This window comes from Paenibacillus wynnii (assembly GCF_000757885.1).
Taxonomy (GTDB): Bacteria; Bacillota; Bacilli; order Paenibacillales; family Paenibacillaceae; genus Paenibacillus_AQ; species Paenibacillus_AQ wynnii.
Window position 1 is genome coordinate 1 of sequence record NZ_JQCR01000001.1, and the last position, 22,142, is coordinate 22,142.

Below are 22,142 nucleotides of genomic sequence, written 5' to 3' on the forward strand. Positions count from 1 at the left end.
ATTGTTGCCAAAGAAGATAAAACAGCCTCACCGGATCGGCGGGCTGCAGTGTTCGGTCTGTTAGACCTTCATATACTGTTATGACGTTTGTATTATTGCTGAAGCATCTTCCTGAACAAACAGTATGTCGGGTAAATCCGCGTACTGAACCAAATCACTCAAACCCCTCTGCCAGTGTATACGTCACTATAGCCCGCTACACGTCCTGTCATGGCATCTGTTATCGTTTTGTTAAAAGATACACCCACTACCAAAGCTCTGGGCTCTTGTGCGCTTATAGCCGTGTATATTTCCCCTGTGAAACGAGCTTCAGCGATTTGATAGGGCTCATCCACAATGGTGTAATCAATTCCAATGTCTCGTGCGAAAGGGCAGCTTCCGATTGGTGTAGAGAGAATCGTTCGAATATTTTGATTTATCTCTTCTACAACTGTAGCCGGAGCGAAATTTATGTCTGATGGCTGAGTCATGTCCACTGTAAATGTACTCATTTCACGTATTCCTCCAAACTCACGCTGACTGTAGCTCTGATCACGTTTCCTGCATTATCGATGTCAGTCCATGCTTGCCCTAACCCGGTAATAATCCATAATCCAGTACCTAAGCCTTTCTTACCTAATACCAACGGTATAGCCTTGCCGCCGCGTTCAAGAATCGATAGTTTATCCAACTCTTTTCGGGATTGAGACCATACCGCGCGTCAAACCACATCGTGAACGTGATCGTATCAAGCCCCGGCCCGAGCCATTGAGTTTTGGGTTTTTGGCCGATTATGTCGTGCTTTGGCAAATCGACTCGCACTTGACCGGGAAAAATCTTGAAATGTGCGAATGGCTTCTGGAGATACCACAAACACAACCGTACCGAGACTACCTATTTTACTCATAGCCACTAAGTTCCACCTCCCGGAATAACTCCGATGCAGAAACCATCAGAGCTATTGTCGGGGTAGACCACTAGGACTGTTTCACCAACCTCTGGCAGCTCTACGATGTTCAGCCCGATCATTGTTGGTCCTATGACTGGAAGCTCGCCAGATACGAGATCATCCTTGTCTGGAAATGTCACTCTTACCGATCTTGTAGATTCATTAACTGTCGATACAATACCAGTTCTTAGCATCTTCACCACCCCAATACTTTCCGAATTCCAATTGATGTTGTATAACCTCCGCTGCCGACTGATTGAGTACAGGACTCGATGATGTACTTACCATCAAATCGTTTCCACCCTTTTATAGTAATTGTGAGGCCGGTCGCCATCCTAATATCGCCCATGAGTGTTAAACTGCCTTTACCAGCTTCCTTGTTCTTCTCTCTGAGACTCTTACGTGCAAGTCGGATCGCTGCTGCTTGTGAATCTACCTGTTCATTGATCTTTAGGATAGGCCCCGTCTTTGGCGCTCTTGGTGGAGTATAGGCGGCTCTATAGGTTTTCTTCTTCTTAGAGTTCGTGTATACAACTTCACAGGCTCGATAAGCCACCAGAGTTGTGCTCCAGTTAAAGTTATAATTAATTACATTACTTTCCCCGCGAGTTATCGAAGTGATAGGAGCCTTTTTTTCATACTCAAATTCATCGAATAATATCAAGTTTCCACCAGATACCTTGATCGCTATCGCTTCTTTTGTGGCTGTTTCAAGCAAAAAGGCGAGGTCAGATACCCCCGCCTGTTCAAGCCGATCATAAGATGGATTATCTGTTGCTTCATATAATAATTTCAATCCGGCTCTCTTAGCTACTTCATCCGCCAGCGTTCGGAGATTAACCTTTTCCCAAGCCTTTGTTCTACGCTCTTGTCGTACGTTCGAGCTGACCGGCAATGATACCGCTTTGATAGCTACAGCATCAGGCGGCCCCGCAAAATCAAAGGTATCTACCTCGAACGTGCCGAGTGGTAATTTTTTTATCTCCCCGGGCTTATCCCAGTTAATTGTACGTATCTCCGCTTTGATCTTGTCGCCAGCTGTCGGCTCCCATGGACCCTGCCAGTTTTGAGCGCGGTCTTCTAGGTTTAAAGTAATATCGTCCAAAGCTCCCGAAGCTGCATCGTTATATGAAAAATCAATAAGCGACTTTGTCAGATCTGTAGAGATATCCTTACCGTTATAATTGATAACCAGCACTGCTCTGCGGGCATCCTGCATTAATTCCAAAGCTTATCCATCCTCCCTTCGCCAAGGTGGTAGTGTCTCAGAGGCATTGGCAGGCTTATCTGGAACTTTCAGAACAATATTACCTGAGAATATAACCGTTTTAGTATGATCAGGGTTTGCGTTCATGAGCAAGGTCATTAAATGGGATTGTTCGTACACCTTATAGGCGATACCATCCCAAGTATCGCCTTGTATCGTTGTATAGATCATGTCGATAAGCTCACCCTCATAGCCTGACGTTTATAATCTGAGAACTGTTTACCAAATTCCTGCTGATTTCGTTGATCCATCTGCCGAATAGCATTTTCATTAGCGTTGCCTTGAATGATAAATGTCGGATTGTACACGAAATCACCAACGGTGTTACCACCAGCATTTCCCCCGCCCATGCTCCGATTAGCAGCCTGTAGCAGTCCCTGTGATCGTGCCGAGTTATTCTCTGGAATAATCCACTCTGGAGAATTACCTTCACCTACCCAAGCTACCTCTGGACTGTCCACGTAACCGCCCTTTGCATATCCACCGAGCTTAGGGATTTCGGGGATGCTAATGCCGAAATGCTCACCACCAAGCTTCGGAACCCAATCAGGTATGTCGAAACTAACTTTATTAATACCACGGATAGCTGCGTTTATCGCATCAACCGCCACATTAATCGGGAATGTTAAAATAGCTCCTAATCCGTCAAAAATACCTGAAAAAGTATCCCTGATCCCGCCCCAAGCTTTACCCCAATCACCCGAGAAAACTCCTGTCACAAAGTCGATGATCCCTCCAAGAGATTTCAACAGTCCTTTGATCACTCCACCGATCATATCAATTGCATTCGTGACGACCACCTGTATGGCAGGCCATGCAAAGTTGAAGGCTGCAAATACCGTGTCAAGTATAGGTTTGACTACACTAAAAGCAAATGTTATCGCCGTGCCAATGGATTTAAAAAGATCTCCAGCTTTTCCGACAACCATCATTATAGGCGGTATCAGACCCGAGATCATTGATGTAACTTTCGGAAAAACCTGAGTACTTAGAAAGGTGAATACTTTACTGATGATCGGCCAGAGATTACTGGATAGGTAGGACACAATTGGAATGATCGCTTTATATATAGCTTGAAAACCAGTCACTGCTGCTGTCCCGATCTTCCCAAATACGGGCAGCAGTTTAGGGATAATAGACAGCACCGATCCGATCATCTTTTGAATGGACGGCCATAGCCCCACCAAGTTCCCAATGAAGTCAGACCAATATTTTACGAGCTCACCGAATATATCCTTGAATCCAGAGGTAATTTCCTTCATGTCACTGCCTTTGATGCCAAACATAGCAGCAATATCCATCCCGCCACCGGAGAACATTCCTTTAATTTTGTCTACCACTCCAGCTACAGATTCATAAACAGAGCTAATTGTAGAGGCTATCTTTTCGGCAGTCCCTTTATCCATCCCGAAAGCAGTTAGATAATTGACAGTTACGCCTTCCATTTCACCGTCAAAACCATTTTTGAAGAGCCGTTGAACGTTCGTGTATGCTTCTTTAACTGCTCCACCAACTTTTCCAAAAGCCCCAACCACCGCAGGAACCCAAGTTGTCATTTTGTTAGCCATTCCAGAAAAAAGAGGTAATAGCGTCTTCGATATAGGGAGGATCAAGCTGGTTTGTAGTGTTCTACCCATACCCCCGAATGCCTGACCGATCGAGTCGTATTTTACCTTGCCGATCTCTTCCATTGTATTTTTAGTCTTGTCGAACTGACTTTCGACATTACTATATGCATTTATAACACGTGACTCCAGATCTTCCGCTTGCGTACCGAACAACTGAACAGCCACGGCATTCTGTACAACGGGGTCTTTGATGGATGAAATGGACTTTGCTGTTTTTAGGAATGCCTGCTGCGCAGTTTTGCCGCCTGTTGCAAACTCGGCAGTCATTTTAGCTCCGTTTAGTCCAATGGTCTTATAAGCTTCCAGAGAAGACTTTGATCCGTCTTTAGTCCGGATACCAAACTCCTTAATCCCATCGCCGACCTTATCAAGGTTAAACGCCCCTGCATCTAAGCCTGCTGCGAAGGTGTCGAACATGCCATCTGCCGAGAAACCCAATTTACTAAAATACCCACTGTACTCATTTGCCGTGTCCAGTAATTCTCCGGACTTGTTGAGTCCTTTTTGGGCACCTTGAGCAAGCAAGTTGTAAGCCTCAGTTGAAGTAATTCCGAAATTTTTCATCATTGTGTCGGCCGCTTTTGTTGATTCGGCAATCTCTTCACCAAATACGTCAGCGTAAACCATGCCATTCATTGTTGCATCCTGAAGCGCTTGACCAGATTGTTTTGTCACTTGTCGTACGACACTAAGGCTTTCGGCAATATCATAAAAATTTTCACCCATATTAGAGTTATAAAGATTTTCAGCGATATCGCTGAAACCTTCCATCTCTTTTTCAGATGCTCCGGTGGATGCTGAGATTTGGTTCATCGCCACCTTATAATCTTCCGAGAACGAAAACACCGCGTGACCAGCCAACGCAAGCCCTGCCACAGCAGCAACTCCCACGCCACCAGCGAGAGCAGCACCACCAAGCGCCCAAGCTCCAGAACTCCCGCCTGCGTCCTCACCACCTCCGCCACTTCCCGAGTCTCCAGGTTGCGGGCCTTGAATGTCATTGATCTCACGCATACGGCGCTCGAGATCCTGCATGTCACGGGTGTAGCGTTGGATATCGTTACCGAACATGTTACTCGGCATCCGAATACGGGCTATCTCTTGCAGGCTCCTTTGCAATAGTGTTGATTGCTGAACGGCCTCCTTCAGCTCCTTCACCATTTCTGTGAACAAACCCGTAAAGCTTGGCATTCGGCGCAATTCATCGAACTCACGTAGTGTTGCTTGGAGTCCTTCCCTCAGCGGACGGATTAAATCTCCAGAGATCCGGATTGCCTCGATAGATCGTGCCTTAGTTTCCAGATCATTGAGGTTATCCAACACCTTACGCATACCGGTGTTATAGCTGGAATCCAACTTTGCTTGTAGCTCAAACGCTATTTTGTACTCTTTACCGGCCATTAGTTACATCACCTCTTTTTCTGCCGTGGCTGTTGTTCGCGTTCCTTAGACATTTCATTTGCAGTTTCAATCCAGTTGTACATTTCTCGCGGTGACATACCTAACCAGTGTGGGATCGGCGTATAATATGCAGAAGAAAGGGCCGCAGCCAGCTTCATCAGCTTGCGCGGCCCTTCTTTGTCGGCCAATCCTAGATGAGCAAAAAATTCTGTGCCTGCAGCCCCACTTTGGATACATCTTTCGCCGGGAGTGAATTGAAAAACTCTTTCGGTAATTTTGCCGCTGCCGCTGCAACACTTAATTGGTAAGAAAGTGACAGGGCTTTTACGAATACTGGACTCTTTTGTTCAGCGTCAAATTGCGAATTAATCTGAAGCAAGTCGCTTCCAAGTAGCGATTCGAAATCTAACAGCAATTCGGTGTATTCTTTTTCCTCAAAAGTAAAAGGCCGACTGAGCGTAAAAATGCGCTCATCGACCTCAGTAGTTATATTTTGTTTTTCCATCGTCGCTATCCTCACAGTCCCAGCTGCTGTTTAACGACAGCGAGATGATCCACGCCATCGATAAAGCAGATGTAGTTGTATTTGTCGATCTCAATAACTTTAACGCCATCTACCATAACCATCAGATAGGTGCATTCCAACTCAATCGAGCTTCCTGTTGACGCGTTCGTCTCGAAAGTACCCAGAGTGGTGTTAACAGGGATCCCGCGAACTGATACCCGTACAGGAATGCTCTTATATTCACTCGCCGAAGAGTCATACACTTGCTGAGCTCCTCGGAAGTCGAGAGCTTGTGACTTGGGACCGGAGAGTTTGAACATCGGGATGTCCAGTGTCCGAAAATTGAGCGTAGCCCGCATGCTGCCAAAGTGTCCAATCGTTGGAGAATCTACCTCGCCTGCAATCCCGGCTCCACTAACAGTATCCGTGAGAGCCTCGAGACTTGGAAGCTCTACATCGGATGTGCCGACTCTTTCTGTACCATTCCTAAACACACTATAGCCTGTTAACCGTTCTGGAATAATTGCCATTATCTATTTTCCCCCTTATCCGAACAGCGTCTGCAGATATGTGGCGTCATACTCAAGCACAAACGCCAACTCCTGAGCCGGTCCCGGTGGTGTGATGAAAAGCTGAAATTTAAACTTACCAGCCATCAGGTCCGTCACTGGATTATCTGCCCAGTTAAATTCCACTCGACCGCCGAGTAAATAACCGCTCGCTGTCAACCCGTTGAGCCAGATATTTATGCTGTCGGTGATTGTCTCGATCAGTCGCGGCGTTGCTGGATTGTCCACCTGGTTCCAGTACGTCAATACGATACTGTTCTTAGCCCAGATAAACATTCTACGGATAGAGATAAACACATCTTTTGGATCAGTAGATACCGGATAAGCACCCGTATAGTTGCCCCATCCCTTGAAGCCACCAACGAAATTAAGGGCGGTCATAATGCCCTGACTGTTCAGGTAATTAGCCTGGTCGGGTCCGAGGAACACCTCAGTACCGTCTGCAAGTACCGCCGCATCAATCACCAGTGCCTTGTTGGATGGAGAAGCCACAGGAACGCCCTCATTTGCCGCATCAGCTACCCCGATTGCACAAGCAATGTGAGTTGACATGTGGTATTGTTTCCCGCCCTTGGATACTTTCGGCCAGAGCGCAACCTGCAACGGAGAGGTATATCCGTTTGTGTTTTTCCAAGCAGGCACTCCGGTGTAAACCTTGACAGTATCAGTCGGTATGTCAGTCAACGCCAATGCAGTAAATGTGCTGTTGATATTACCCGCTTTGGCAACCATCACAGCAGCGACTGTAGGATCTTGAGAATAACCCGGCGCTAAAATGAGACCTGGAACCAAACCGAAGCGAGGGAACACGCCGTTAACCAATTCAAGTCCAGTCATCGCGCCCGTTACGGCGTCCAGTCCGCCAATAATGTCGTTGACATCAACAGCGGTCGGATCCAGTTTTGTATAAGCGATGCTTAGCGCGGTGGCGTTCGTTGGAATCGTGCCTCCCGTTTTAACTGAGACTACAGTATTTCCGTCACTGTCAAAAGCAACAGTGTAATCAGTGTTTTTGACGTATGTTGTAACTGCATCAGCTGATTTAACAACCAGTGCAGCGTCGTGCATGATTCCCGTGACGCTAATTTTCACCGCCTTGTCAACAAGGTTCATCGACGTTGTAGTTACGGCCGTTTTATGGATCGAAGGATCCAGAACATTAACGAAAATGGCAGGCTTAAGTGCGTTCAACCTAAAGTAAACGTCCATAAACTCGCATAGAGTATATGCCTCCCAGTTGTCGCTGTATCCAAGTGCCTGTGCAGCCTCCGAGTAAGAATAGGCTAAGATCGGTTTATTCACCGGAGCCGCGGCCAAGGCACTCATATTAACTGGTGACGTGCCGAATACAATCGGGATGCCCGCGCTGACGCTTGCTGTAGAGATTACAGATGTCGATCTCTCAGAGGTGGTAACACCGTGATTAAAAGCCATTATTTAACCCCCGTTCCGCGCTTGATGAGTGCTTGATAAGCTTGATGTTCGGCGGTGCCAACCTTGTTGATCTTAGCTAATGTGTCATTGATACTTTTGACTGGGACGATAAGGTCGCCAATCTCTGGTTGCTCTGCGATCAGCAGGTCAATGTGTGCTGGCTTACCACCCTTAAACACTGTGTTTCCAGATAATACACCGCCTGAAATGTTGGGTCCGAGGTAAATCAACGGTTCTTTTGGCTGTTCTATAGCGTTAGGAACCGATAAGGGAACGACTTTCTCTCCAGTTTCCAATTGTTCCAATTGCCCTGCCTTTATTTCATCTTTTTTAATACTCACAGACCTTCGACCTCCTCTTGTATTGATGGTAATGTCCAGACTGTTGTCGCTATCCCGTACCATTCCGGGTATGGCTGCTCGTCAAAAAACTCCCATTTGTACGGAAGTTCGAGCTTGAATCTATTATTGATAATCCGTTTGCGCAATAGAGCAATCCGGATCTGTTCCATAGTGTTCAACAGATCCATAAACCCTTCATCATCCTCAGCCTTTGCACCGAATATCAGTTTTATTGTGACTTTTGAATTGTCCTGCTGATCTTCGCCAACTCCAGGCCGAACAAGGATAAAAGGAAACTCGCTATCTTGAAGATTGTCTTTATTTCTTTGCGGCAAGTACCCCACATGGATCGAAGGCGACATTTGTACGTCGCCCTCGACCGTTTGTTGGATAAACTCTTTGATAGCTCGCAAAAGCAATATCGGTGTTGAAATAGCCATCACCTCATTTCAAAATACGTTTAATCTCATGCTCAAGGCGCTTATCCATGCGATCCCGCGCCTCTTCTTGGATATGTTCCAGGACTTGAGGCTCGTTGAGCATACGCGGAATGGCCGGACCATGTAGTTCCTCGACTGGCAACTCTGGTTTAAACCCCTTAGCATTTAAGACACGGGGGCGGCCACTTTGACCTGTCGGTTTTTGTCTCTTCATAACTCCGACTTTTCCACGACGGAGTGCAACGAACGCATTACCCACCTTTTTAGCATCACCACGTTTGATAGCAACTTTGACCATCTTTTGCCGCTTCTTTGTTGGCGATTTAGGCGTGACTTTGAAGCTAGTCACTGGAAGGTTTCGACCCTTTGAGTTAATGAAGACCTCGCCCGCATCAGGAGACGACAACACCAGTCGCATGGCGCCCTTGACGTCAGCTGCTTTGACGTTGTAAGTCTCTTTAACCTTACGTGCCGCCTCGGTTACTACGCCTTTACCCACTCGGTTAAGCGCCATCGACGCCGCTGGCTGCATGCGATCCTTAAGGGCCTTGGTTCCTTTGATAGCCTGGCTCAGTCCATCTACTCTCAATCCGTGTTCGCCTCCAGACTAATAACCATCATCCCTAGATCAGTCGCGACCCGAACTGCAAAGTAACCCTTACCATCAATGGTCATTCGCTGGTCTTGTTTGGGAATATACCCGAGTTCGGCGGAATCAACATACAAAACCGCCTTAACGAGCGATATCCCCTCAGCATAAGCTAGGGGGTGTTGGTCATCTGTAGCCTGGTCAAGTACTGCTTTAACCGACTGGCCGTCGATGATATGGACATCTGCGAATTCATTCAAGTTGAGAAATGTGTTCTGTGTGTCTAGTCGGATCTGGTCGCGGAGGTTCATAACCTCGCCCCCCTTTATTCCTTATCTGCGTCTTTAGTTGATTTTGTTTCAGACTTTTCGTCCTTTTTATCAGACGCTGGTTCAGCTTTAAACACTGTCTTACCCTCTGCCTCAGCTACCGCCAAATCAATCAAACGATTCGCTTCTTTTTCAGTCAAATCAATGATTTCATCACCTTTTACATAATCCTTGCCGTTATGCCGCACTTTACCTTTTGCAATAATAGCCATTTATAATTTCCTCCTTTAGATTAAAGAACTTTAGCAACTACCCAACCCGCTACATTCGCAGGAACAGCCAACGGACGGGACATCATTTGCAACCAGCGTTGAGCCGGTTCAATTGTCACCCACGATTGAGGTGTGATTTTACCCATCACACGAACAAATTGTTCTGATTTAGGATCCATGATCACGTTCGCACCGTAGTGGAAAGTGAACTTGTCACGGCTGGACAACAGAGCCAGTGTTCCCACTGGAATGAACGGAACATCGGCCCCAGCATCGTTTGTATACGAGCCAGAATAACTGTAAATATCCAGACCAACATCACGCAGGCGTCCGTGATAGGTTACTCCATCCGGCAATAGAGTAGTGTCAATGGTCCCGATGTCGAGTCCTTTGTTGTTCGCGAGCTCTAGCACTTTAGGGTGACGCATAATAGCAACAGCCACATCATAATCAGCAAGGACCATATCTGGAGTAGGTGCATTAGCATCCATAATAACCTTACGTTGGGCAGCCAAGAAGGCGATCGGATCAGATGCGGCATTGCTGAATAAATCAGTTCCTGACAGAGTTGCAATATTCGTGAAGTCATAATCGATGACCTGACTCACACCTTCACCAACCTGAGTAACCTTACCAGTGAACATGAGCTCAGCAGCCTGTTGAACAAGCCGACGAGTAATTGTATCTTGTAGTTCGATGATGTCCTTTGCCAGCAGTTTACGAGCTCTAACCTCTGGTTGATCCGGATTAAACAAACTCTCGCCTGCTGCCCGTGTCTTGAGATCAATTGCTGTGATTGGTCTCGCTGGTTTGATTAGAGCCGGCTTATATTGCTTAGCAGTAAATCCAGTACGCAGGATAACCTTGCCTGGCTGCAGTTCAGATACATAAGGAGCAATAGGCTTATTCCCATTCATCGTTTGAATTTCGACGTTCTCCGTTTCGAAAGCCTCACCATCTTGAAAAAACTTGTCCAGAATGTACGTGCTTGGTCCCGGTAACTGCCCAATCACTTTCAAAAGAGTAGGAAATGCATAAAGATCTTTGATGGCCATTAGTAAAATCCCCCTATTCTACAACCCGTTTTGTGTAAAGTTTTGCGTTGTTCAGTGCGGCCTCATGTGTGGCGATAGTATCAGCGCCGCCAAATTTCAGGGCATTGCGGTTGAATTCCCCGGATGTATAAGCAGTTGCTCTCTGCAGAACAGTTCTGGCATCCACCTCAACATCAGCGAGCACCGCGACAGGAACTTTTTCAAGAGCAGGGACGGCGGCCGAGTTAACAACTGTGCAAATCCAGGTACCATCGGCAGTAAACCCAGTTCTAGCCAGAACAGTTCCTCGAGTAAAGAGCGCACCTGCTGCCTGATTAATGATTATTGATTGAGTTACAATCGGCTGGACCATTCCGGCAATGAGATTGTCGTGTGGAATGCTTTCGTATGCTGTCATTATTTTTTACCTCCCGTCATATTCTTAATTTCCGCTAGGAGACCATCTGCCTCGACATCATAGGCTGCTTGAGGATTCGGTTTGTCGTTCGGCGCCTCGTCTGGAGCCACTGCATCCACTCCACTGTTGTTAGAGTCAGCAGCACGCCGTTGCCCTTCAACGGATATTCGCTCCGTGGAAGCTTTGACAATCTCAATAGCTGCAGTCGCCGCCGTGCCGCCATCAGTAATGGCCTTTGCCACAATCGCTGCTGCTCCAGGCGCTCCGGCTAGATCGTTAAGGTCGGTAATGCGCTGACGTTCAGCTGTAACACCTTCAGTTTTCCCAGCATTCAAAACCTCGTTGTAAAGGTCAGGATACTGTGCCTTCAATTCTTCTAATTTCATCGACTTATCATTCCTTTCGCTTGTCTGCATAACTTGATTGACTGGCTCGATGCTGGCTTGGGCATCATAAATCGAATCATTTTTAAGAGCACTTCTCAGTAACTCATTTTTGAGTTTGTCTATTACATCTTGCGGGAGTTCGCTTCCTAAACTAAAGCTATTGCTTGCATCTACTTCTTCATCAAACAAAACTCCGTTCGCAAAACCTAATTGGACTGCTTTTTCAGCATTCATCCAAGTTGTTTTTTGCATCAAGTCTAGTATTTCGTTGTCCGGAAGTTTCGTTTTTGATTGGTAGACCTTAGCAATAGCTTTGTCTACACCCTCCAACAATTCCAAAGTAGAGGCGTGGGCTACTTTGTCTCCATCTGTACCAGCTGCAGCATTATGAATCATCAGTTGTCCCAGCGGAGATACATAAACTTCATCAGAAGCAAGCACAAAAAAAGTCGCCGCCGAAGCTGCAACCCCTGTAACTTTAGATTTAATTTTCCCTCTGTATTCCTTCAAAGCTGTGTAAATTTCACTCCCTGCGAATACAGATCCGCCGCCACTATTAATGTACAACTCAACATCATCACCACCAGCCTTTTCAAGCTCGCTTATGACACGTTGTGGCGATATTGTTTCCATGCCTAACCAATCATAAATCCATGAGTTCCCGCCGCTAACAACAGGACCATTAAGCTTGATCTTCTTCGACAATTTCTTTTTCACCTCCTTTCGGTAACGGAGTAGCTAGGCCGTATTCATCACGGATCTTCTGCTCATAGACCAGTTGTCGAACATTACTTTCATATTCAGTTCCCGTTAGCTCCGCTGCTTCACGCTGGCGAGTGCTCAGTCCGTTATCAATACGGGTAACAGCTGCATTAACTTCTTTGACCGGATCAAGCTGTCCTTGTGACGGTCCATTCCATTCGGCCTTTGTATAAGCCTTAAACAACAATGGATCATCGAATATACCCGGCGCATCAATCCGGCCTTTTATTACTGCCTCTGCAAACCACTCCTCGTAGATTGGCTGACAAAAGTCTGCGGACATCCAAGCCCGGCGCATCCTGAACATCTTCCATGCTTCAAGCAGGGCGGCTCTCGACGCTGAATAGGACGAGGTAAAGTGTTTCAGCAACAGTTCGTAAGGAATTTCTAAAGATGCCCCTACCTGTCTCAGAATCGCTGTAACGAACGGATCAAAACCCGCGTTTGGTCGGCTGGGATCTGCAAATACGGCCTTTTCGCCAGGCTCCAAAAATTGAACAGCTCCATTGCCTAGTCGCAGGTCCCCGCCATCAGAGGGCGGCAATGGCTCGCCAGTTGGATTGTCGATAGGATCACCACTTGAACCCAAGCCGAATTGATCAGCATCCTCCGGGTTAGGGGTTTCCACAAACACCGTAAACATTGCTGAAATCACGGCAGCCATAAGTTCAGCCTCGGTGTATCGGTCCAACTGTTTAAGCGACTCAATGACCGGGGCCAGTAGTGGCACACCACGCCGCTGCTCTGGCCGCTCCGCCTCCATGAGATGGAGTACATTGCGGCGTCCACTCTGTTGTCCTATGACCTCAACGCGTGTCCATTTGGTGTTCGTAAGTCTCGTCGACCCCGGATGCTTGTCGGAAAAGTGGTATGCAACTACCATCCCATCATTATCAACCTCAACCCCACTGCTGATCTTATCGTTAAGACTCTCATTCAGCGGACTATTACAACGGTCGGCCTCAATTAACCGGACCCGCAGATCATAGGTCGAATGTTTTCGCGGCAATAGTGGCAGTAGAACAAATGCGTCACCCGACATCATCCAGCTTAGGAATGCTAATTGCTGAAGCTCGTAAAAATTGTGCATCCCTGCCGCATCGCAGTCCTTGGAGTCGGCCCATAGCGCAAATTCGCGCTCAATCTGCCTCCGGAGTTGCCGAGATTGATCATCATTCAGGCGCAAAAAATCGGCATCGAAGGATGGTTTAACTTTCAGCCCCGTGCCGATTATGCTTGTTCTCATCGTTTTGATTGCGCCGTTTGCCAAAGACCCACCCATGTAAAGGTCGCGGGCCCGAGGCCTGAGTGATTCGAGGTTCTCGTGGATGTCCTCTTCGGCGTCTCCGGCCACTGGATTCCAAGCGGTAAGTGACTTTTTACGGCGGCTTGCACCGTGATCACCGTAACCTTGGTTAAAAACTTGTTGTACCGCTTGATGCCTGGCAATGTCAGTCCGCGCTTGTTCGCGTTTTAAGGCGTATCCCGGAGCTACCGATCCAATTACTTGATCTAGCCAACTCATAGGTCAGTGGGAACATACCTGCGCACCCTGCTTCGCTTACTCAAACCCGAAGCCTCTCTCACACATTCGTTTACTTGCTTCTGCCAATATTTTATTTGATCCATGACATCAGTGATGTCAACGCGCGTCAAGGACCGTGTACCGATGGTGTATGACTGGCCAGTTGATAGCGCAAGTTCTGCGGCGAGCCACGATTCAAGATGGGCTTGTGCTACTTCATGTGTATATAAAGGCATTTCCTTTTCACCTCCTTTCAAATTTTAAACACTACTCGGCGTACCTCGGCGTCTCGATGTCTTCGGATGGACCTTTTGCGCACCTTCCCCAACTGCCATCGGCAACATCTCATCCAGATCAGGACTCAGAAGCTCAATCAGAGCAAGGTGATAAACGTGTAAGTCAAAAGGTTCATTGCGCTTTCGGATTGGCTGCCAAATCTGATACGTGACACCCATCTTCTTTTTAGTGACGAGCGTCTCAGCTGTAAGCCCGAGATAATACTCCTCGTTGTACCCTCGGTTATCATGACCAGGCTTATTCGCCGGGTAATGGCAGTAGCCTGGTCCATAACGTTTACGCTTTAAATCATTTGTCACGCGGTACTTTCCCTCGTCTACCCCGATTCGAATAACCGTTGCTTTGTAGCGGTTGTTGTTGGTGTATCCATTGTACAAAGGGACGTAACCACCATTCTCCTTACCTTCGCCTTTGATGGCGTAAATGCGTCTTCCTAACCGAGCAGCGCAAAACTTGTACACACTACCTGTATAGTGACCGCCTGAATCTATAAAGGATCCTACGATCCCAAAGGAACGGCCATGAGTATCTTTCCACTTCCGTTTAAGAAACTCATCAAGCTCTTCCCATACTCGTGACTGTTCCAGGTCTCCATGAATAACATGATACCTAATTCCCCAAGACTCACGACCTGATCCCCAACCCTTGACCTCGATTTCGAAACGATTGTCCTGAGTATCTACTGTAGCCGTTAAGATCTTCACGCCTTCCGGAACGTCAGCCTCGTATTCCTCACCGCGATGCATTAGTTCATTCTCATCCAGCTTCTCTCCAGTTGCTCGCCACGTTTCGCCCATGACTGTGTTCGTCCAAACCTGAAGCATTTCAGGATCGTCCTTGGCTTCCAAAAATCCTGAAACGATTTTCTTCCAAGTTACCCATGGACTCACTATTTGTGAAAGGTGGAAGCCACGGCGGAACGGATGTTTCTGTCTAGCTACCCATTGGCCTGTGCCGGACTTCCATTCTTTTTCGGAAGAGATACCACCACACTCTCGACACGCCCCGTTTACCTGAATGACTTCTCCAGTTTCGTCACGAGTAAATTTCAGGTTGCCGAAATCCAGTGCCTGCAGTTCACTGCAACACGGACATGGGAGCCGCCATTGTTCTTGAGTGCTGTCCAAGTATAGACGGTTGATACGTGAGGTCTCTTCCACCAGCGGCGTAGAAACAAAAACGTGCTTACGGTTATAGAAAGTTGTCGTTCGCTTTTTAACCAGGTCAACCGGATCTCCCTCAGTACCGGCTGATGTCGGGAAGCGATCCACTTCATCGGCGAGTATGACTCTGACCGAACGAGAGGATAACTGGGCTGGTGAATTAGCACCAACCAATTGCAGGTAACCTCCCGGGAAACTCTTTTTAGCAATGGTGTTACTGGCAGAACGTCCCTTTGCTGCGGCGAACACACTCCGAAGCCGAGGACTGGCGTTGATCATTGGAGTGATCCGCTCTTGAGATACCGACTTGATCAGTTGCTTATCCGGTAACATGTAGATCATAGGGTAAGGTTCCTGGTCAGCAAAAAATCCCGCTATGTTCAGCAGAATTTCAGATTTACCCACCTGAGCAGAGGCCATTATCGCTACCTCTTCCACGGTTGGATCGTTCATGCAGTTCATAATCTCTTTGGTATATGGTGATCGTTCAGTTCTCCACGGACCCGGTTCGGCGCTGGCCTCTTTACTCAGCACCCTATGCTCTTCCGCCCACTCCGACACTGTCATAGGCGGCTTGGGTTCCCACATACGGGCGATTTGTTTAAACAGCATCTCCGTCTTCTTCGAAATCATCACCGTCACCCGCCTTTCGATCAAACAACGCGGGGTTGTACTCAGTCAAACCTTTCAGTACAGAAGCTATCTCGTGATTCAGAACCTGTTCAACCTTTGATGAAGGTTCACCGTCAAGCTGTGGACTTACTCTTGATGGGATCGCAAGCAATTTCGTCTTAGCTGTGATGATCATATTGCCCATTAAGATCTTCACATCATCTGAAGAGTGCATATTTCCCTGTATTTCAGCCAGCTCCAACGCTGCTTTTTCGGACTTTATGCGTTCATGCTCCGTCTTGTAGTCCGTATATGTCGGCTTTCCATCGTCTTTAGCGCCACCGGATACGTGTAAAATGTATGCTTGAACAGAATCGGAGAGGATGTATTTGCCTCTTCCTATCTGAAAAAGTATCCTATCGCGGGTTAATTGGCGTACCCACTGAGGAGTTTTACCAATGATCGCAGCCAGCTCCGCAGTTGAAACCTCGTCCACTTGTTTTTTGATTTCCTTTTGTTTCGCTTTCGCCAATTAACCCGCCTCACTTTCGCTTTGAACCGCAGCAGCTCTATAAGTATTTTTTATTGATTAATTTGAAGTGAAAAATAAAAACACCATCCCTTGGTCACTCAGAAAGGGAAAGCGAAAGTAAATTTTAAAAATAAAAACTGTTTGGATTTCGGGCTCACGCGCACCCGCACCTATCTGGAAGCTCCAGAAGGACCCAAATATCCTGAGCTTTTTATTTATTCACACACTCTCACGGCTTCTATAAGCCCGATACAGCCATCGAACGCCTGATTAATCTATTAACTCTATCTAATCATTGCAACGGCAACACGACAGCTAAGGACTGGCAAGCGCACGACATAACACGTTATCTTTATTGTTGTACCGCTTAACTCTTTAAGGGTTGTAACTCTAATCCATTATCTTTAGCCCATCCGTTGTACTCTGCAAGAGCAATATCCATGCGTCTATTGTGCAGGTCTAACTGTTGCCGATTAAGCTCTGCTATCTCAGTGTGGTGCTCAATCGCTCTCTCAATCTGCTTTCCTAATCTGTCATGTTCTTCAAACCACGCTGTCATCTGTTGCTCATACAGTTGGTTCTCAGTTAACTGTTCTTCCATTGTCTTTACCCCTCTCTATTTAAAACCACGGTTGTAAGTAGAACTACATCCCCATGTACCTTACTTCGCCTTCACCTCATCAGCTTTTGGGGTTTAGATTATGGGCTTACTCTCTGTGTGAATACAAAAAGGCCACTCTTTAATAGCAGTGACCTCGACGTTCTATATGTTTGAGGGGTCGGATCTGATACCTCGTAGTCTATTTATAGCACTAAAGTTACGTTGTCGCGTATTAAGACCTTACAAGATTAAAGAAAGAAGGGATAAAGAAGGCGACATTGCCTCGCCCTGCCTACGGCATTCCCCACGCTAGCCCTGAATAAAAATCGATTCATCGCTGTGTGTTTTAAACGATCTCTTTCTTCAGGCTTTAGGATCAAAATCATACGTACGCTACGCTCCGTATTAAGATCTTACTCCCTAGTTACTTTGGTGTAAGAACAAGATCATTATAACGGGATATGAGAAAACGTCCTAATCCCAAAATCGTCCATTTTGGCAGATATTTTTCACGAATGCTCGTTATTACGAATGTATGCTCTGTTATTTGGACTTATCCAAATTGTTATTGAGTGAAAGAACGTCGATTTGTACCATTCACACCCTCTGCCAAGCAGTTTGCTGGTTGCTGTGCTGGTTGCTCGGAAAAATTCTGCTGGTTGCTATCACCCTCAAAGCCTTGCGGGGCATGGGGTTTTATAGTTGCAAGAGAGAGCAGCCAGCCGTTGTGTTGCCCCTGCGGATCATGTCCGTGGCTGAGCAATTGTTTGTGTCGGCTGCTGCTCTCTTTATTTTCTATGCTATAAATATACCACCGTTAATTCCTAATGCTCATCGGTGATCCTTTGTGTTTACTTCTATTATTCCGCTGGTTCTGGTGGAGTCCGATAGTACCCGTTATTACTTGTTTGTTCCGTCTAGTCTGGTGTTGAGCTTATCCATTAACTCTGCAGCATCCGATTGCATGTTAGGGAGAAGGTGTCCATATATGTCCATAGTTACGGAGATTGAGGAATGACCCAGTCGTTCGGAAATAACCTTCATATGAACACCTTGTTTAATCATCATGGCAACATGCGTGTGCCGCAGATCGTGAAAGGTGATATGTGGCGCCTCATATTTAACGAGAAACCTTTCCCACGCTCGATACACGCTCCTAGTGGTTGCCGGTCCACCTGTTGCAGTACAAACTACTAAATCATAATTCTGATAATCCTGACCGACAAAGAGCCGATCCTGCAGTATCATCTTGCGATGTTCCTTAAGCTTCTCCACAGTATCAGTAGATAAGGCCACTGATCTAATACTACTTGCTGTCTTTGCCCCGTCCTTGATCCGTCTGCGCTTCGTCACAGTCTGCTGTATATGAAGTGACTTATTCTCAAAATCAATATCTGACCACCGGAGACCCAATATTTCACCTTGTCGCATACCCGTCATAATCGCCAGGTAAATAGAAATCCAGTAACGACTTTTGCCCTTTGTTTTCTCCAAGAATTCAAATGTGAAATCAGGCTCCCATACCGCCATGCTCTTACGAGTAACCTTTGGCTTTTCAACCTTAGATGCTGGGTTTTTCAATATAAGGTCTTTAGTTACAGCTGAATTAAGAGCAGCATTCAGAATCGAGAAAGCCCTCTTGATCGACCATTCCCCCAAACCTTTCTCTTCCATAGACGTAAGGAAATCCTCTACATGCTGAGCATTTATCTTTGAAAGTGGAATGTGGCCCAGTACTGGATTAATGTAGAGCCGTAGATTGTTTTCATAGAGCTCTACCGTTTCCTCTGATATGCTTCTTCTGTTTTTCAGCCAATCGGCAATATAATCCTTGAACAGAGTTTTAGTTGGTTCGAAGTACGTGCCCTTATTAAGGCTGTTCCTTCTTTCGGCCTCAGCTGCTACAGCTTCTTTCTGAGTCTTAAATCCTCCGGCCTTTGCGCGTATCCGAACACCATTTATAATCTCACCAGTATAAAACACGTAATACCATTTATTTTTCTTAGCTTTTTCATTCTTATGGACAGTCATAAGTGCACCTCATTCATTAATTTAGGCTCTTAACACCAAATTAACACCAAAAGCGCATTTTAGCAAATAATTAATTCAAAAAACCTTTATTTACAAAGGGTTCATAAGTGCATGTGTATACCTTTCAATGGTATAAGTACCGTATCACCCATATTCCCTAACTGTCACTTATCGCACCTTTTATTAGTCTTTTTTATGGTCTATGTAGGCATCTGCTAACCTATTCATTACCTTCTATTCTTTGCTTATCACTACAAATCATTGCGAGTTTAACACCAAATTTAACACCAATTTATTAGCTATGAACAAAGAAAAAAAGCAGGTCACTTACCCTGCTTTCCTTCGGCTGTATCCCCCTTAAACCAACTAATGAATGGCTCTCTAGGAATCTTTATTGAGCGACCCACACGCACCACATGAAACTGGCCGGAGTTACATAGATCATACGCTTGGTTCTTGCCTATCTGTAGGAACTTCTGAATATCCTCTACCTTAAGGACAGGTGGCAGGTCATCTACTTGTAGCGAGCTCATTACATCACCTCGATTTATCATACTGTTTAAAATGATTGTCTTATTACTTTTAATTACCTCTATTACTTTCTACTCCCCGTTCTTCCTTAACCACTTGTATGTTAAGAGTAAGGGCAATCTTATAGAACGCCTTCCACTTCCGCTTATAGTAAGTCGTCTCACCAATCGGAGGATCAAGTACATGGTTGTAAACGACATAATCAAAGTCGCAATCTATGTTAAGGTATCGCTCAGTAATTAAAATACGTTCCTTCATAGGCAGCCTCTTGACGGCTTTTTCTATTCTTTCGCAGTATCTTCTCCGGTACTCCTGGCTATCTACATTATGGATAGCAATGTTGGAAGTCTGGTCACTGGTAGTTCCTGTGTCACCCTTAGGAGAGTCAGACCATGCTGCTGTGGTCTGTGCTTCTCTTTCATCAGAGGTTATAGTTTTATAGAGCCTGTACTTCTCTAACGCCGCCTCTACCGCTGCCTGCGTCAACTTTCTATCCAGCTCTGGCAACTCAAACGACATCTGTGTCACATCATCACCTCAGTTTGTAAAGGTTCCCCGACCGAAGCCGGGGAGATCGTACGGTTCATTAAAACGGCAGGTCATCTTCGCTTTCAGGAATTACTGGTCCACCTTCCGGCTCCTCTGTTTCCTTCTCCTCTTCAGCGGCGGCTATCTCCTCAATAGTAAGCTGATCCTTATCTTCCAGATCTATCGTTCCGTCAGGATTAACAGTCCCTTTAATGCCCTCACGCGGCTCATTGAACTCCTCAATGCTCATCTGCGAAGGAGCAACACCCAGAGTCACGTTACGACCTGCGAATTTGTATAGCAGCTGTGCCTTATCGTCCTTGTCACCCTTGACACCAAACTTCATAACCGTTTTTTTGCTATCACGCTGCATGGAGATGAATTCAGCCGATAGATCGCCGCACACATCGTCACCGCCCACTTCTAGGTTAAGCACTACAATACTTCCAGATAGTTCAAACAGGTCCATCTCATCGCTAGCATCCTCAGTACCTTTGATTTCGAATTTCAGGATTTCCTTCTTATCATCTTTCTGCATAGACTTAAAAAGTACGTTCATTGTGGTTTTCATTTATAATTGCTCCTCTCGAATTTGGGAATAATATTTGGAATAATTTCTGTTGATTTTACTGTTACCGTGGTGTTTTTTCGTACTGCGCATCAATACCTATTAATCAAAACCCTCTCTCGTTACCTCGCCACGCACATACCTTTGTCTTTCGTCCAACTTAACAACATAGGTGTTTCCGCATTTGGTGCAACCGAACTCCTGCGCATGCAACTCTTTATTCGACTTAATTGAGGATTTAACAATCTTTCCTTTGTCGCTAATACGAAAATCCATGCTATTCATTTCGTGAAGAGTCAGCGTCAAATCGTTGGAACAGTCACATTTCGGTTTTTCATATGTCAATTCGCATCATTCCCTTCCTACGCTGTATGCGTCTACTACTCATTCACTTGGCTTAGTACCATATAAGCAGCCTCTGCCCTCTCTCTGGGAGTGGCGGTGAGTAGCGCGCCGATCGTTTGATTCACCTTTTCGGTGTATACGATTGATTTGAGATGCTTAACGTACAATGGCTCATCACATTTACACGCTGCTGACTGTACCTCTAGAGAGGCGGCAGGGTCAGTACAGTAGTCGGGTGCCCAAGTCCACGCAATATCCTCTGAATTTTTGCTGAAGGGATCTGCCCATTATTTTCCTTTTGGTTCTACGATCCAGTAGCAGTTGCCCGTACACACTACCCTGTGCCCCATCAACTCCGCCAGCGCCCGGTTAAGCTGCTGGTCACTCATTGTCTGTAACTGTGTCATGACTCCTTCGCCTCCCTACGTATCTCTTGGCATCGGGAACAGTAGTTTTTAAATACGCCACCTTCCTGCGTGAAGGAGTATCTATTTTGCAATGCCCCATTCATCCGGTTATCAAATCCCAACGGAGTCGGTGTTGTCGAAATCTCCCTTTCCCTGCCGCAGTCATCACATTTGACGATTGTTTTGTACTTTGTGATTTCTTCAGATCGGTAACTCATGACTCCTTAGCTCCTTTACTGTTAACGATGGATTCCAACATTTCATTATCGCGTTCAAGTACTAGTATTTTTGCTTGTTGCCGGGCTATGGTCTGCTGTGCCTCTCCCAAAGTGTTGTTCTTGTCTACAAATTCATCTCGCCATTGCTTAGCTTCCTCTTGCCATTCCTCGACATCTTGTTGTGCCTCTTTTAGAGCAGCAAGCACATCGTCAATGATTGTGTCAGCGTCCACGGATAACGGGATAGCTCCGGGCCGAGAAGCCTGGAACAATACTTTGTCACCGGTATTCATGATTACTTCCGATCCGTCCAGCAGGATTGCTCTTAATTCACGTTCTGGAGTCATGCTTTCGCCGCCTCTCCAATAAATCTTTTCGCAAATCTCAACTGCTGGTGGATATATGGATCAGTCTCGTTGCCTCCAAAGGCTAACCAATCACCAATTCGTGTATTTATGTCCTGCAATACTTTCAAAGGTAGCAAATGAGCTATCTTTCCGATCTCTTCCATAGGGTTCAAAGCTTTCAGCTCCTTTATAGG

General features: G+C 46.2%; 29 protein-coding genes and 1 pseudogene. All 30 read right to left on the reverse strand.

The genetic code is table 11. The features are described 5' to 3' along the window. Positions 1 to 158: 158 nt before the first annotated feature. The gene (locus PWYN_RS00005; protein WP_052087642.1) at positions 159 to 491 is read right to left on the reverse strand and encodes a GPW/gp25 family protein; all 333 of its coding nucleotides are present in this window, start codon (positions 489 to 491) and stop codon (positions 159 to 161) included. Continuing rightward, positions 488 to 801, reverse strand: a pseudogene (locus PWYN_RS30510) (phage tail protein). The gene PWYN_RS00005 and the pseudogene PWYN_RS30510 overlap by 4 nt, the downstream one beginning before the upstream one ends. Beyond that, positions 728 to 892, reverse strand: a complete 165-nt coding sequence (locus tag PWYN_RS29830; protein ID WP_240479666.1) for a hypothetical protein — start codon at positions 890 to 892, stop codon at positions 728 to 730. The pseudogene PWYN_RS30510 and the gene PWYN_RS29830 overlap by 74 nt, the downstream one beginning before the upstream one ends. Further along, positions 892 to 1,122 (reverse strand): hypothetical protein, encoded by a 231-nt coding sequence (locus PWYN_RS00015; protein ID WP_052087643.1) that lies wholly within the window; start codon positions 1,120 to 1,122, stop codon positions 892 to 894. The genes PWYN_RS29830 and PWYN_RS00015 overlap by 1 nt, the downstream gene beginning before the upstream one ends. Before the next feature lie 2 nt (positions 1,123 to 1,124). Continuing rightward, positions 1,125 to 2,147: a phage late control D family protein gene (locus tag PWYN_RS00020; RefSeq protein WP_036648095.1), complete on the reverse strand. Its 1,023-nt coding sequence runs from the start codon at positions 2,145 to 2,147 to the stop codon at positions 1,125 to 1,127. 12 nt (positions 2,148 to 2,159) lie between these two features. Continuing rightward, on the reverse strand, positions 2,160 to 2,366 hold the full coding sequence (locus tag PWYN_RS00025) for a tail protein X (RefSeq protein WP_036647205.1): 207 nt from the start codon (positions 2,364 to 2,366) through the stop codon (positions 2,160 to 2,162). Further along, a complete protein-coding gene (locus tag PWYN_RS27630; protein ID WP_052087644.1) occupies positions 2,363 to 5,224 on the reverse strand; it encodes a phage tail tape measure protein in 2,862 nt (953 codons plus the stop codon). Before PWYN_RS27630 ends, PWYN_RS00025 begins: the two co-directional genes overlap by 4 nt. A gap of 190 nt (positions 5,225 to 5,414) precedes the next feature. Continuing rightward, positions 5,415 to 5,729, reverse strand: a complete 315-nt coding sequence (locus PWYN_RS00035; RefSeq protein WP_052087645.1) for a hypothetical protein — start codon at positions 5,727 to 5,729, stop codon at positions 5,415 to 5,417. A gap of 11 nt (positions 5,730 to 5,740) precedes the next feature. Further along, a complete protein-coding gene (locus PWYN_RS00040; protein ID WP_036647207.1) occupies positions 5,741 to 6,259 on the reverse strand; it encodes a phage major tail tube protein in 519 nt (172 codons plus the stop codon). Positions 6,260 to 6,274: 15 nt separating this feature from the next. Next, entirely contained in the window at positions 6,275 to 7,624 is a 1,350-nt protein-coding gene (locus PWYN_RS00045; protein WP_240479647.1) for a phage tail sheath family protein, read from the reverse strand. Positions 7,625 to 7,731: 107 nt separating this feature from the next. Further along, positions 7,732 to 8,073, reverse strand: coding sequence for a hypothetical protein (locus tag PWYN_RS00050; protein ID WP_052087646.1), 342 nt, complete (start codon positions 8,071 to 8,073; stop codon positions 7,732 to 7,734). Next, positions 8,070 to 8,513, reverse strand: a complete 444-nt coding sequence (locus PWYN_RS27635) for a hypothetical protein (protein ID WP_052087647.1) — start codon at positions 8,511 to 8,513, stop codon at positions 8,070 to 8,072. The genes PWYN_RS00050 and PWYN_RS27635 overlap by 4 nt, the downstream gene beginning before the upstream one ends. A 4-nt stretch (positions 8,514 to 8,517) precedes the next feature. After that, positions 8,518 to 9,102, reverse strand: a complete 585-nt coding sequence (locus PWYN_RS00060) for a phage tail protein (protein WP_036647211.1) — start codon at positions 9,100 to 9,102, stop codon at positions 8,518 to 8,520. Next, on the reverse strand, positions 9,099 to 9,413 hold the full coding sequence (locus PWYN_RS00065) for a hypothetical protein (protein WP_036647213.1): 315 nt from the start codon (positions 9,411 to 9,413) through the stop codon (positions 9,099 to 9,101). The genes PWYN_RS00060 and PWYN_RS00065 overlap by 4 nt, the downstream gene beginning before the upstream one ends. Before the next feature lie 14 nt (positions 9,414 to 9,427). Next, entirely contained in the window at positions 9,428 to 9,643 is a 216-nt protein-coding gene (locus tag PWYN_RS00070; protein WP_036647215.1) for a DUF7210 family protein, read from the reverse strand. Between the two features lie 20 nt (positions 9,644 to 9,663). Further along, the gene (locus tag PWYN_RS00075) at positions 9,664 to 10,698 is read right to left on the reverse strand and encodes a major capsid protein (RefSeq protein WP_036647217.1); all 1,035 of its coding nucleotides are present in this window, start codon (positions 10,696 to 10,698) and stop codon (positions 9,664 to 9,666) included. Between the two features lie 13 nt (positions 10,699 to 10,711). Further along, positions 10,712 to 11,095, reverse strand: coding sequence for a hypothetical protein (locus PWYN_RS00080; protein WP_052087648.1), 384 nt, complete (start codon positions 11,093 to 11,095; stop codon positions 10,712 to 10,714). Beyond that, complete coding sequence (locus PWYN_RS27640; protein ID WP_052087649.1) at positions 11,095 to 12,186, reverse strand: head maturation protease, ClpP-related; 1,092 nt, start codon at positions 12,184 to 12,186, stop codon at positions 11,095 to 11,097. The genes PWYN_RS00080 and PWYN_RS27640 overlap by 1 nt, the downstream gene beginning before the upstream one ends. Beyond that, entirely contained in the window at positions 12,164 to 13,768 is a 1,605-nt protein-coding gene (locus tag PWYN_RS00090) for a phage portal protein (protein WP_036647219.1), read from the reverse strand. Before PWYN_RS00090 ends, PWYN_RS27640 begins: the two co-directional genes overlap by 23 nt. Beyond that, positions 13,765 to 14,004, reverse strand: coding sequence for a DUF6148 family protein (locus PWYN_RS30515; RefSeq protein ID WP_036647220.1), 240 nt, complete (start codon positions 14,002 to 14,004; stop codon positions 13,765 to 13,767). Before PWYN_RS30515 ends, PWYN_RS00090 begins: the two co-directional genes overlap by 4 nt. A gap of 24 nt (positions 14,005 to 14,028) precedes the next feature. Further along, on the reverse strand, positions 14,029 to 15,861 hold the full coding sequence (locus tag PWYN_RS00100; RefSeq protein ID WP_036647222.1) for a phage terminase large subunit family protein: 1,833 nt from the start codon (positions 15,859 to 15,861) through the stop codon (positions 14,029 to 14,031). After that, on the reverse strand, positions 15,830 to 16,372 hold the full coding sequence (locus PWYN_RS00105) for a hypothetical protein (protein ID WP_036647225.1): 543 nt from the start codon (positions 16,370 to 16,372) through the stop codon (positions 15,830 to 15,832). The genes PWYN_RS00100 and PWYN_RS00105 overlap by 32 nt, the downstream gene beginning before the upstream one ends. A gap of 367 nt (positions 16,373 to 16,739) precedes the next feature. After that, the gene (locus PWYN_RS00110; RefSeq protein ID WP_036647227.1) at positions 16,740 to 16,973 is read right to left on the reverse strand and encodes a hypothetical protein; all 234 of its coding nucleotides are present in this window, start codon (positions 16,971 to 16,973) and stop codon (positions 16,740 to 16,742) included. A 900-nt stretch (positions 16,974 to 17,873) separates the two neighbouring features. Continuing rightward, complete coding sequence (locus tag PWYN_RS00115; RefSeq protein ID WP_036647229.1) at positions 17,874 to 19,004, reverse strand: site-specific integrase; 1,131 nt, start codon at positions 19,002 to 19,004, stop codon at positions 17,874 to 17,876. A 323-nt stretch (positions 19,005 to 19,327) separates the two neighbouring features. After that, positions 19,328 to 19,537 (reverse strand): helix-turn-helix domain-containing protein, encoded by a 210-nt coding sequence (locus PWYN_RS00120; protein WP_036647231.1) that lies wholly within the window; start codon positions 19,535 to 19,537, stop codon positions 19,328 to 19,330. 49 nt (positions 19,538 to 19,586) lie between these two features. Next, complete coding sequence (locus PWYN_RS00125; protein ID WP_036647233.1) at positions 19,587 to 20,054, reverse strand: ArpU family phage packaging/lysis transcriptional regulator; 468 nt, start codon at positions 20,052 to 20,054, stop codon at positions 19,587 to 19,589. A 67-nt stretch (positions 20,055 to 20,121) separates the two neighbouring features. Further along, complete coding sequence (locus PWYN_RS00130) at positions 20,122 to 20,634, reverse strand: hypothetical protein (RefSeq protein WP_240479648.1); 513 nt, start codon at positions 20,632 to 20,634, stop codon at positions 20,122 to 20,124. Between the two features lie 745 nt (positions 20,635 to 21,379). Further along, positions 21,380 to 21,601, reverse strand: a complete 222-nt coding sequence (locus PWYN_RS00140; RefSeq protein ID WP_036647238.1) for a hypothetical protein — start codon at positions 21,599 to 21,601, stop codon at positions 21,380 to 21,382. Then, complete coding sequence (locus PWYN_RS00145) at positions 21,598 to 21,948, reverse strand: hypothetical protein (protein WP_036647239.1); 351 nt, start codon at positions 21,946 to 21,948, stop codon at positions 21,598 to 21,600. Before PWYN_RS00145 ends, PWYN_RS00140 begins: the two co-directional genes overlap by 4 nt. Further along, positions 21,945 to 22,112 (reverse strand): DUF6877 family protein, encoded by a 168-nt coding sequence (locus PWYN_RS29490; protein ID WP_338049172.1) that lies wholly within the window; start codon positions 22,110 to 22,112, stop codon positions 21,945 to 21,947. Before PWYN_RS29490 ends, PWYN_RS00145 begins: the two co-directional genes overlap by 4 nt. Positions 22,113 to 22,142 lie beyond the last annotated feature (30 nt).